At 52.0% G+C, this 12,143-nt stretch carries 9 protein-coding genes; all 9 read left to right on the forward strand.

The features are described from left to right. Nucleotides 1-154: SUMF1/EgtB/PvdO family nonheme iron enzyme (locus HN413_03920; protein MBT3389536.1), on the forward strand; the 154-nt coding region annotated here is incomplete at its 5' end. Between the two features lie 105 nt (nt 155-259). Then, on the forward strand, nt 260-463 hold the full coding sequence (locus tag HN413_03925; protein MBT3389537.1) for a hypothetical protein: 204 nt from the start codon (nt 260-262) through the stop codon (nt 461-463). Continuing rightward, on the forward strand, nt 411-1,406 hold the full coding sequence (locus HN413_03930) for a M48 family metalloprotease (GenBank protein MBT3389538.1): 996 nt from the start codon (nt 411-413) through the stop codon (nt 1,404-1,406). Before HN413_03925 ends, HN413_03930 begins: the two co-directional genes overlap by 53 nt. Beyond that, the gene (locus HN413_03935) at nt 1,403-2,794 is read left to right on the forward strand and encodes a protein kinase (GenBank protein ID MBT3389539.1); all 1,392 of its coding nucleotides are present in this window, start codon (nt 1,403-1,405) and stop codon (nt 2,792-2,794) included. The genes HN413_03930 and HN413_03935 overlap by 4 nt, the downstream gene beginning before the upstream one ends. 160 nt (nt 2,795-2,954) lie before the next feature. After that, complete coding sequence (locus HN413_03940) at nt 2,955-5,498, forward strand: PQQ-binding-like beta-propeller repeat protein (protein MBT3389540.1); 2,544 nt, start codon at nt 2,955-2,957, stop codon at nt 5,496-5,498. A 19-nt stretch (nt 5,499-5,517) separates the two neighbouring features. Then, nucleotides 5,518-7,263, forward strand: coding sequence for an SUMF1/EgtB/PvdO family nonheme iron enzyme (locus tag HN413_03945; GenBank protein ID MBT3389541.1), 1,746 nt, complete (start codon nt 5,518-5,520; stop codon nt 7,261-7,263). Nucleotides 7,264-7,437: 174 nt separating this feature from the next. After that, a complete protein-coding gene (locus HN413_03950) occupies nt 7,438-8,793 on the forward strand; it encodes a hypothetical protein (GenBank protein ID MBT3389542.1) in 1,356 nt (451 codons plus the stop codon). 154 nt (nt 8,794-8,947) lie between these two features. Further along, nucleotides 8,948-10,561, forward strand: coding sequence for a hypothetical protein (locus HN413_03955; protein ID MBT3389543.1), 1,614 nt, complete (start codon nt 8,948-8,950; stop codon nt 10,559-10,561). Nucleotides 10,562-10,588: 27 nt separating this feature from the next. After that, nucleotides 10,589-12,143 (forward strand): zinc-ribbon domain-containing protein (locus HN413_03960; GenBank protein MBT3389544.1); only part of this gene is annotated, 1,555 nt, incomplete at its 3' end.

Genomic DNA, 12,143 nt, shown 5'->3' on the forward strand with positions numbered 1-12,143 from the left:
GACGGAGTCAAAACATGAAGCTGGTAACTTTTTTGTTCTGCGTGGCGGTTCCTGGAGCAATTTTGGAAACTTCCTGCGGGTTGCCTATCGCATCAGCCTCGTACCATCCTTTAGGAACTACGACTTCGGTTTCCGTTGCGCCCGCTCACCCTGATTCTGGCTTTCTGGATGCTGGTGTTCTGGAATTCTGAATCCGGGGGGGTGCAGGGGGGTGTCCCCCCTGCCGGAATCGATTTTTTGGGAAATAAGGTGTCAACGAATGAACGAATGCCCCCTCCCCGGCCCTCCCCCAAATTCAGGGGAGGGTGATGGCAGCGGCAGCCAGAAGGTGGATGTTGCAGCTAAACCACTCAATTTTCTCGTCTTGTGGCTGACGGCTGATGGCTGGCAGCTAATCACTGGAGAACAACATGCTACTCAAATTCTTCAACCACTTTCGACTGACCTGGCGCTTGTCGCGTGACAAGCGTGCCAGCATTTGGCTGAAAATCTTTTTACTGGGCTTGCCGCTGGCGTATGCCAGTATTCCTACGCCCGGCGATTTGCTGCCCGGCGTGGGTTTACTGGATGATCTGGTGTTCATGGGCTTGTGCTCCCTGATCTTTGTCGCCATTAGCCCCTTGGCGTTGGTCACTGAACATCGCAACGCCATCAGCGGCAAAGGCGCCGATGCTGTCGCCCACCTGGATGGATACCGGTACCCCAAAGAGAGTAGTGATCTTGCGTTTGGCTTTGTAGTGATGATGTTGTTGCTGGCGCTGTCGGGCTACCTCGGCGGGTTGTTGGGTGCCCTGCTCTTTGGGGTTGGCTATATCTCCTCGGCGATGATGCGCGCCCGAGCCTTGAGCAATTCAGTGCAGGTTACTGAACAGCAACTACCTCATCTTTATCAGGCATTGCAGCGTGCCTTGTCTCATCTGCCCCCGGTGAAGGTGCAAATGTTCGTCACCCAGGAGGCCAATATGAATGCCTTCGCTTTTGGTTACGAAGAACCGTATTCGATTGTGGTTACATCCGGTCTTGTCGCCAACCTCGCTGACGACGAACTCCAGGCCGTTATTGGCCACGAGTTGGGGCATATTTATTATGGTCACGCCCGGCTGATCAGCCTGATGGCGGGAGCCACCCCGATCCGCTGGTTGTTCTACAAATGGAGCCGTTCCTGTGAATATTCGGCTGACGCCATTGCCCTGCTCGCATCGGGCGGGAATCCAAAACCGGTTGTCACGGCGTTGCTCAAACTCTCATCGGGGCTATCCGATATTCATATGAATGTCGATGCATTTCTCGAGCAGGCCAAACAAGATACCGCCAGCGCGGCAGCTTTTGCCGAATGGGGCAGTACGCATCCGTTTATCAATAATCGCATTCAGCATTTGTTACAGCACCAGGAGATTGGCATATGAGCGGAAAAACACCTCTGCTGAACATCGGCAAATACGAGGTCCTTGAGAAAATAGGTGAAGGCGGTTTTGGGATTGTATACCGCGGGCGTGATCCCATGTTGGAGCGGGAGGTTGCCATCAAGGTATTAAAAAGCGATGCGGCTACTTCCCCTGATTTTGTGGAGCGGTTCCGGCGTGAGGCGCGCATGGCGGCCTCATTGCGGCATCCCAATATTGCTACCGTGATTGAAGTTGGCGAGAATGAAGGGCGCTATTATTTAGTTATGGGGTATCTTAGTGGAGGACCGTTGAGTGAGTTATTACAACGCGGAAAGCCACTATCCCTGGCACGAGCCGTTGACTTGCTTAAGCCAATTGCAGATGCTTTAGATCATGCCCATTCAAAAGGCATTGTGCACAGGGATGTAAAGCCTTCGAATATTTTACTGGATGAAGATGGTCAGCCTGTACTGACAGATTTCGGGCTGGTGAAATCTTTAGTGGAAGATAGCATTACATCATCAGGGGTAACACTGGGGACAAAAAAATACATGGCTCCAGAGCAAATACAGGGGCAAAAACCCGGCACAGCGATTGATATTTATGCTTTGGGGATCGTTGCCTATGAGCTATTTGTAGGCCAGGTTCCCTTTGATGGAACAACCACATTCGAAATCCAAAAGAAACATGTGGATGAACCACCGCCTGATCCTTGCACAATCAATCCAGCGCTGCCCCGCACTATTGCGAATGACCTGCTTAAAGCGCTGGAAAAAGACCCAAAAAATCGCTATACGAGCGCTGGCCAATTTATTCAGGCGATTGAAGAGCATGTGGATGAATTCATCTACGAGCAGTGGGAAATGCTGTTGGCGAGTGCACACAAGCAGATTGATACTTTGGACTTTGATGGTGCGCTCACAACATTGAATGCGGCCAAATCCATACGTTCCACACTCAAAATTGACCAACTTCTGGAGGAAGCTCAACGCCGAAAAGAAATATTGAGAGAAGTCCAGGAGTTACGGCAACAAAATCAGCAACTCCATACCCGCCTGGATGAATTTGCCGCTGCAGAAGCATGGCTGCCGTCTCAGCAAATGCAGCACAAGCCTTCTGTAACGTCAGTGGACGGAAAAAGAGAAAAATTAATCGATCATATTACATTTGGCGTTTATCTTATTTTACTGGCGTTGATTATACTGATCATAATTTCGATAGGTGGGAATTTACCGATTATTCCCGGCCTTGTGGAACGCGTTATTGTGTGTTCGTATCCATCTTCCTCGATCAAAATTATGCAGCGAGTTGTCGCCCTGCCCGGCATTATTATAATATCCCTGTTCGTGTTCAGTTTTACTGTATTATTTGTACGAAGGTATCTTTTACACATGCCCAAAGCGAAATAAAGGCCACTATTCTGAAACCGGATCTTTGTTTTTCTTGGGTTCGAAAAATATCAAGATTGCTCTGAAAGATTGACTGCCTATGCCACACGATATATTTTGCCCACATGAACACTTAATCTTGGATGCGCCCCATTGCCTGCAATGCAACTGGGAGCGCCCTTTGCCGCAGGAAATTGCCCAGCGAGTATGGGGACCAGTGTTGCTGAAAGGCGGCCTGGGTGGGCCGGGTTCCGGTGTTTTTGCGGTACCAGCGATTGCTGGGGGCGTGATTGTTTTCCCGCAGCGTAATGGTGAATTGATTGGATTGAGTGTTGCTGATGGCGCGGTTCGCTGGAAAACAGCATTGGAAGCCGGGCGCATGATCCGGGTGCTGGTTGCGGAGGGAACCCGTTTTCTGGCAGCGATCTCCGATGAGCGCCCGCTGGGGCAGGCTGGCAACGGGCGGCTGGTTGCAATGGATGCATTCAGCGGGGAAATTCAAACCTTGTGGCAGGCCGACAGCCATCAACTATCGGCTCCGGTAATGACCGAAAATAATATTTTGGTGCGTACGTCGAAATCAGGTTTGTTTGCGTTGAGCCGCAGCCCGCAGCCCGAGCAGCTTTGGCAGCAGCCATTGGATGCCTGGTGGGCGCTGACCCCATTTGTGGTTGGCGATACCGTTATAGTCAGTGATGGGCGTCCCATGCACGGGGAAGGTTATTTGATTGCTTTTTCGATTGCGCGCGGGCAACAGCTTTGGAAAATTTCCACCAAGGGTATGTTGGCGCAATCACCCGCGTCCTGTGGTTCAGTGATAGCATTTTTGGAAGAGCGCAAACACCTGATCGGTGTGGATATTCGCAACGGGTCGCGTCTTTGGGAGCAGGATTATCGCCGGATTTATTGCCCCCCCCAGGCGGATGGAAACGCCTTTTATTTGATCGTCCGCGGGGATGAATCTACACCCGAGGCAGGCCGCTACCAACTCCAGGCGCTTCGTCCGCAGGATGGCTCGGTAATCTGGCAAACCGCGCTCCCGGCGCGGGCGCGTATTCTATCAATGGGACAAAACGCCATCTACGCCGCCACCGATGATGGCCGGGTATTGGCTTATACCCCCGAGCAAGGCAAATATTTGTGGGAAGCCGCGCTTGGTACAGATGAAGACCCCATTCGTACGGAGCTGTTGATTGACGCTGGAAACCTGATCGCTGGAACGTATGATGGTAATGTCTTCGCAACGCGCGTAGCGGCAACCGCTGCCGACACCTCGGCGGATGATGACCGTGCTAAAGCCATCGCACTGGCTTTGAAAGGGGATTATCGTCGAGCAGCAGAATTGTATGCGGCATTCAAAGAATATGATAAGGCTTTTGCTTTACTTGAACATGCCAGTTTGTATCAACTGGCTGGAGAATTGGCGCGCAATTTGGAGCGCAAAAGCGAAGCCGAACGATTTTTCGAGTTGGCCGGAAATCAACTGGCTCAGGCTGAAATACTGGAAGAGATGGGCGACTTATTGGGGGCCGCGCCGCTGTATGAGCAGGCCAAAAAACTAAAAAAGGCGGCTTCGCTGTATGAGCAGGTAGACGAGTTCCGCAAGGCATTGGATTTACATCTTCAAGTGGGGAATTTCAAAGATATTTTGCGTTTGGCGGGCAAAGTTGCTTTTACTCCGAGTGATATTGATGCCATAAAAGGGCAGGGTACACCCCAGGAAGTTGCGGATTTGGCGCTAAGCGTAGGCGCGTATGCCAAAGCGGCCAAACTATATGAAGAAATAGGCGATGCTGAAAAAGAACTCCATTCACTGAATTTGCTGATCAACGATACCCCGGTCGAATGGGCCTGGAACCGAACGGCAGAAGTGGCGCGCAGCTTGGGGAGATTCTGGCAAGAAGCCCAGGCTTGGGAAGCCTTAAAGCGGTCATTTGAAGCTGCCAATGCCTATCACCGGGCGGCACAACAGGCTGAGCGTATTAGTACTGACGATGAAAACAAAGTTGCTGGTCTGTATGAGAAAGCGAAAGCGTATTATGATGACCTTGGCATGGATGAAGAATGCCAGGATTGTCAGGTTAAAATTATTCATTATCGCTCGTTACCTCATATTGTCATTGATGATTTTTCAAAAAATACTTTTCAGGAAGGCAAATTCAACCTTTTGAAACTTACAGTGCGTAATATTGGCCGCGGCGTAGCGAGAGATGTATGTATTCAAATATTAGGTGGACGTTTTGAAGTCGATGAAACAACCACATTTGTCCGGCTGAAGAATATTGCCGCAAAGGGAGAACGTCTCGCCAAGATTCCTCTGCGGCCATACGAAAATCAAGTTGGTGATGCAGTTCCTTTGGTTGTTGAATGGGTTTGGCAAGATTATAAGGACGAGAGCTATCAAGGAAAGAGAACTGCGTATGTGATTGTAAAAGCAAAAGAAATTACACCAACTAGTCAACCTCAGGAACATCACTATCACGCGCCAGTAACACAAGTTCAAGGTGAACATGTCGATATGGTTGGCGGCGACAAAATCGGCGGTGACCAAATTCATGGTGATAATATCGCGGCCGGTGCCCAAAAAGGTGACCGGGTTGAGATTAACCACGAGGGCGTCAAATTGACCCCCGCAGAGCGCCTCTGCCCGACTTGCCAATTGCCAGTTGAACCCGACAAAAAATTCTGCGAAGCCTGCGGAACCCAACTGAAAGCTGATAGCTGACAGCTTTCAGCCAGGAGTAATGATGACCGAACTACACCAACTCGGACGCTATCAAATCGAAACCCACATTGGCAGCGGTGCCTATGCCGATGTTTACAAAGCCACGGACACGGCTCTAGACCGCGTCGTGGCGCTGAAAGTACTCAAACCAGCGTTGCTGGCAGACAGCGATGCCTTCAGCCGTTTCGTGCAAGAAGCCAAAAATATGGCAGAGTTGACGCATCCGCAAATCGCCTGGGTGTGGGATGTAGGCGAACAAGATGGACGCTATTTCATTGCCATGCGTTATGCGGATGGCCCGGCGCTAGCCCAAATATTAGCCAAACGAAAAAAGCTCTCTTGGGAGGAAGCCTTGGAAATTATCCAGCAGATCGCCGCCGCCCTCGATTTTGCCCACCGCAAAGGCGTTATTCATCGTGATGTGAAACCGCAAAATATCCTTATTGCTAAAGAAGATGGCGCCGTGCTGGGTGATTTTGGGATTGCCAAAGCGTTTCATGTCAGCGGGATGACGACCAATACAGGTGCCGTTATGGGAACGCCTGCCTATATCGCTCCCGAAATTTGGAACGGTCAGACAGCCAGCGCAGCCAGCGACCAATATTCTTTGGCCTGTGTATGCAGCGAAATGCTGACCGGGAAAACCTTATTTGAGGGGAATACACCAGAAGCAGTGATTGCCGGACATCTGGTTAAGGGGCCGGAACTGCCAGTTGAATGGCCCAAAGGCGTGCCTGCCGCGGCCAAAAGTATATTGATGAAAGCACTAGCGCGTGATCCACAAGCGCGCTACGCAAGTGCAGGGCAATTTGCAAGCGCCCTAAAAGACAATCAATCTACCCCATTGAAAGAACCTGCAATACCTAGGAAAATCCCATTAACGCAACGAAAACTTTCTCCTAAATTGATACAAGCGGGCATAGCTGCGCTGGTAATTGTGGCAGTAGCCGCCGGATTATTTTCGGGCTGGCAGTATTTACAAAATCAGCGAACGGAACCTATTCTTGAAGAAGTATTTGTCCCAGCAGAAACACCCACTCCAGCATACACAACAGAAATATCGCCCAAAGATGGCATGGTGATGGTCTACGTGCCGGCAGGTAAGTTCTGGATGGGCTCCGCCGATGATGATGAAATAGTTGAAAATGATGAAAAGCCCCGCCATCAGGTTGATCTTGATGCCTACTGGATTGATCAGACGGAAGTGACCAATGCCATGTATTTGCAATGTGTGAATGCAGGAACTTGCATGGATAATGGATCGAGCAGTTTATTGGCTGTTGAATATGCTCAACATCCAGTAACGCATATGAGCTGGTATGATGCGAACACATATTGCGCTTGGGCAGGCAGAAGATTGCCTACCGAAGCTGAGTGGGAAAAAGCAGCTCGTGGAGACCAATGGCTGATATATCCGTGGGGTAATGAATTCAATTGTAAAAATGCCAACGCAAGTGATGCTGGTTCTTGTGATGGTTATGAAGAAACTGCGCCGGTTGGCAGTTTTCTGGCCGGAGTTAGCCCCTATGGCGTGCTAGATATGGCCGGGAATGTGTGGGAGTGGGTGTCATCGTTGTATGAAGGGTATCCGTATGATGCAGAAGATGGGCGAGAGAATATGGACGCTGGTGATAAACGCGTTCTGCGTGGCGGTTCCTGGTTCAATCATGGAAACCTCCTGCGGGTTGCCTATCGCGGCAGCAACGTACCATCGCTTAGGAACTACCTCATCGGTTTCCGTTGCGCCCGCTCAGTGACCCCGTAGCGGAGCGAAGGGGGCACCCTGATACTGCGACCGCAGGGAGTACTGGTTTCTGCGACCAGAGCGAAGCTCTGGGAGTGCTGCGACCGAAGGGAGTTCTGAAGCGGGGGGATGCAAGGGGGGCAAGCCCCCCTTGCCCGAATCGAGTTATTGACATTTATATTGGAGCACCACGGTATGAGCCAACTTGATAACATGAAAAACACCTTCAGCCAAAAGCTGGATCAAAAAGCCCAACAGCGCAAAACCCGTCTGGATACGGAAATTGCTGCTATGCGCGAACAATACCGCCGCCAGATCACACCCGCTTTGCCCGAAGATGTCGCCCGGCGGCTGGTAGGGGCGGATGAACGCTTGCGTTTTCAACAGACAACCGCTCGCCAAAGTTTGGATGTTGCCCAGCCGCTGCTCAACTTGAAAGACGACGATACCCTGGCAGAGTTGGACCGCGCCTTTGCGGCCACATTTGATTTAGGACGCTATTACCCCCTTGAGCGGCTGGCCTACCCCATTGTCTATTGCGAAACACTGGAAGAATTTTTCACACCCCTTGTCGAAAATTTACAATTATCCACACAAGCGCGTCAGGCTGCCGTGCAGGCTATGGCTGCCGAAGCCCAGGCGCAGGCCGAAAAATATCGCGGCGGTGGCATGTTTGGCTACAATCTGGCCGGGGTGGGCTGCTATCTTAACGGCTGGCTGTTTGCCTATGGCGCTAATCTGTCGCCGCGCCAGGCTTTTCAAGACCCGCAGCATCTGCCGCGCATCCTGGGAACCGCCATCCACGAAAAACTGGGCCACGGCTTTCTCGAAGTCTATAGCGCCCTGGGTGAAGTCAAAAACCGCCTGGGTATGGTTATATCCGAAACCGCCCGCCGCTTTGGCTATCAGGCTGCCGATGATCCAATAGATAGTTTGCGCCGCGAACAGGCGATTTTATTGAACCAGGCTTCACTCTTCGTTGAAGAGGGCTGGGCCACCTGGATCGAGGCCTACCTGCCCTCTCAAATCGATGAAAAATATCCAGCCAAACACTACTCGATAGAAGCCATATTAAAAGCTATTCAAGCCATGCCCCCTGAAATTCCCGATCTGAAAGAACTGCAAGGCTATCTTCTTGGGGCGTTGGCCTTGCTCTTCGCCGATGAAGACGTTTCAGCGGATCTGTTGCTGCAGGCAATCCTGTTGATCCATTTTGAAGGCGCCAAATATGATGACCACTTCAGCACCCAACTCGGTCAGCCTTTGGGTTATGTGATCGGCGATCTGCTGATGGCGCAGGCCGAGGGCAATTTGGGGCCGCTATGCCTGCCGTATGCCGCCCTGATTGCCGCCAATATTACCTTTGATCCGCAGAGCATCAGCCTGAGCGATTTGCGCGAGATGCTCTTTTCGAAGCCGCAGCTCAACCCCGATGCACGTTTGGCCGCCCTCAGCCGGATGCGCTTGCAGCAACCCAATTCCGTGGTCGAACTGGTGCAACGCGCTAAAGTTGAGTTGAGTTTTTCAATTCCAAAGGAATTAAAGAAATGAAACCGCGAATTCTCGCCAACCCGAAGACTTCTTCGTCGCAAAAAGATGCTCCTCGCAGTGACATAAATAGTATGCTGTTCAACCTTCTTTTGACCATTACAAAGTTTACGTAAAGTCGTGAACATTAGCGGATAAGTTAATCTTGGAGGCCGTTATGACTGAAAACCAAATCCCGTTGGCCCGTCACTATAACCTGGAAGAATTGCCCGGTAAAAAAAGCAGGCAGTTGGATGTGCCGCCCGGACGTCTGGGGGTTGTGATTACCGCAGATGGCGCGCTGCAAACCTATCAGCCGGGTCAGCACACCCTGGCGGCAGGCGGACGCGGCTCTGAGGTGGCAGGCGGAATGAAGGTTGGCTTTGTCCCCGCGGCGGGATTCAACGCCCGTCTGAAAGCCGAAAACCTGCTCAGCCGCGACAGCGCCCTGCTGGATGCCAGTTTGCTGTGCGCCGTCGAGATTTTCGATCTGGCGGGTTTCTTCACCCAATATGTCGTGCCGCGCGGCGTAATCCACGGCGATGTGATGGATTTACCCGCTCAATCGGCCTGGGATATCCTCGCCCCGGGGGTGCGCCGCAACCTGGCGGTAGATTTGCTCGCCGGGCGGCATGGCGATGCGCTGATGGCCGATATTCGCCCCGGCCTGGAACCGGCGCTCAACCAGCTTGGCCTGCACCTGGATTTCTTCCATTTTATCTCCTTCCTGCGCTCCGAAGATCGTTTGATCGCCGCCGAACAGGCCCTGGCATTAGAACAACGATTGCAGGATGTCGAAAATCGCCGCAAGATCACCGCGGCTAAATCTCGGCAGGACCTAACCGATGCGCTGAGCGAAATGGGTATTCATGAAGAACAATCCGTAACCGTGCATCCCCTCCATGATCCGGAGCCATCGGCAGATGCGTTGCAGCCGACATTTCTTAGCGGGCTGACCGCCTGGGTCAGCGATCTGGGGAATAAAGAAACCCGCCGCGATCATTTTCGCCTCGGCAATCTCTTCCAGCGCAAAGATAAAGCCAAGACGCAGACAACCCTCGCACCACGCCGCGGTCGCCGCTATCCGCGCTATTGGTGGCGCCGCCATGTGATCTGGATGGTTTTTGTGCTGCTGTTGGCAATTGGCCTCACTAAAGTTGTCAATTTTCTCGCCGGTGACGCCGATGGTTCCAATCGCTGGGAATTCTATTTCATTGTTTGGGGCGCAGTAGCCGGAATTCTCTTTGATAGCATCAAGAAACTTTTTCAAAAATACGATGAGCTGCAACATGCATATTGGGTTGACCCCGGTACCACTTTTGTAGATGATCTGGTGGGTCAAGACCGTGCGCAGGCCGATGTGCTGGTGCGCGACCAAACCCACAACGATTTGCAAATTGCCCAAACCGCCCTGAACGACTTGCGCTCGCGCGTATTTGCACAGGGGGATGAAAACCTGGCCCTGGAGTTGCGTGCCCTGGAGAAAGAATTTGCACACGCCCGCGAGATGGTCATGAACCCTATCCTGGGGGTGCCGCCTTATGTCACCGATTTAAAGATCAGCCGCAAAATGTGGGATGATCTGCTCGATTATGATGAAGGCCTGCTGGTGCGGTCCAGCGCCCTGGGAGAAGATGTGCGATCCCTGGTGCAGGAATCCGCCCGGGGGCAGATTGACCCCGACAAACAGAATCAACTACGAGCGAGTCTGGATGCCCTAAAGCACCACTTCGCCAATCGCAGCCAGGCGCTCAAAATATCCGAAGAACAAAAAAAACGTCTACAGTCCTAATACTTTGTGAGTGAAAAGGAGAAAGCCATGTTCGGGAATCGACAAACCTGTCCCCAGTGCGGGGAAAAAATATCCAAAGGGGCGAATTTTTGCGGCAATTGCGGCACCACCCTGGCAGGCGGCGTTCTGCGTTGTGGCGCGTGCGGCGTCGAAAACCGCGGAGATGCCAGCTTTTGCAAGGAATGCGGGCAATCGCTCAGTAGCAGCGCGGCCCCGGTGATGCGTAATCACCGTTGGGCGCGCAATGATGATGATTTTGCCGTGCGCATTGACGCCGATGATGTGACCGGCTTTCTCAAGCACGGCCTGATCGTTGATCTGGGCACGAATGCCTTGCTGGTGGATAAAGGGGAAGTGGTTGGGACGGTGGCCCCCGGCGAATATTCGCTGGATAGTTTTGGGGGGCGGCTCAAAGAGCTATTTGCCGGACGCATCCCGGAGAATCTAACCGCCTTGTTGGTAGAGATTACCCCCACAGAATTTGAATTCAACCTGGGTGGCATTTTTACCAGCGATCCGCTGCGCATAGGCGCAACGGTGCGCTTGCAGGCAGAAGTCGCATTCCCTGGCAAATTCCTGGTCAATATGCTGAAAGGGAATGAGCGCATTTCCAAAGAAGCGCTGCGTCAGCATCTCTACCCCGAGGTGGTGCAGGTGGTTGAGCGCTGGGTGCGCAAACACACGCTGCAAGAATTGGCCGAAGATTTCAAACTCAAAGATCGGCTTGAATTGCTGCTTGATGAAACCTTGAAGACGACTTTTGCGCAATTGGGCCTGTCGTTCTTGAATATCCGTGTGCTTGAGTTGAATATGGAGCACCTGGAGCGCATTCTGGACGACCAGCAGCGCGTAAACGAAACACGTCGCGTATATGCGTTGCAAGTCACCGAAGCAGAAGCCGAAGCTGAAGGCCGCAAGCATATTGGCGAAGCCCAACGCGAACTGGATTTGGTGAAACTGGCTGAAGAGACGCGCGAAGTCGAAATGGACGAAAAACGGGTAGCGATTCACCAGCGCATGCGCGAAGCCGTGATGAGCGACCGCATGAACGAAATCACCTCCGAGGCCGAGTTTACGCAATTCCTGCACGATATGGATTATGATAATCTCCTGCGCGAGAAAGAGCGTGAAGAATTGCTGCGTACCTGGAAGGAAGATGCCAAAGATCACGAGATGGCGCGGGCGCATCTGCTGGCAAAGCTAGAAGTGGAGCAGACTTATGAAGTGAATTTGCTGGCATTGAAATTGTCGACAGAGTATGATCTGAAAAAATTTGAATCTGAAGTTAATATTGCCCGCAAGCGCGCGGATTTCGAGTGGGAAATGAAGCGCAAAAATGTGGAAGAAGAGCTATGGTTGCAGCGGGAAGAAATACGCATTCGAGACGAGCGCGAACGTTTGGAAGCCGAGCGTAAACACTGGCTGCGCCAACAGGAGTTGAAAGATGATGTAGCTGAAGCCGAAGCTGGGATTCGCTTGTTAGCCTTGATGAAGGAAACGCGCCGGTTGGACAAAGAAGAAAATAATCGTATCGATCGGGAACATGAACTGGCGCTGTTGAAAGCCAAACAAGCGATTGAAT

Source organism: Chloroflexota bacterium (assembly GCA_018648225.1).
In the GTDB taxonomy this organism is placed as follows: Bacteria; Chloroflexota; Anaerolineae; order Anaerolineales; family UBA11858; genus NIOZ-UU35.

Excerpts from the sequence above, each read along its gene's own strand:
- HN413_03925 (MBT3389537.1), top strand. The coding sequence starts at position 260 with ATGAACGAATGCCCCCTCCCCGGCCCTCCCCCAAATTCAGGGGAGGGT.
- HN413_03945 (MBT3389541.1), top strand. The coding sequence starts at position 5,518 with ATGATGACCGAACTACACCAACTCGGACGCTATCAAATCGAAACCCAC.
- HN413_03950 (MBT3389542.1), top strand. The coding sequence starts at position 7,438 with ATGAGCCAACTTGATAACATGAAAAACACCTTCAGCCAAAAGCTGGAT.
- HN413_03930 (MBT3389538.1), top strand. The coding sequence starts at position 411 with ATGCTACTCAAATTCTTCAACCACTTTCGACTGACCTGGCGCTTGTCG.
- HN413_03935 (MBT3389539.1), top strand. The coding sequence starts at position 1,403 with ATGAGCGGAAAAACACCTCTGCTGAACATCGGCAAATACGAGGTCCTT.
- HN413_03955 (MBT3389543.1), top strand. The coding sequence starts at position 8,948 with ATGACTGAAAACCAAATCCCGTTGGCCCGTCACTATAACCTGGAAGAA.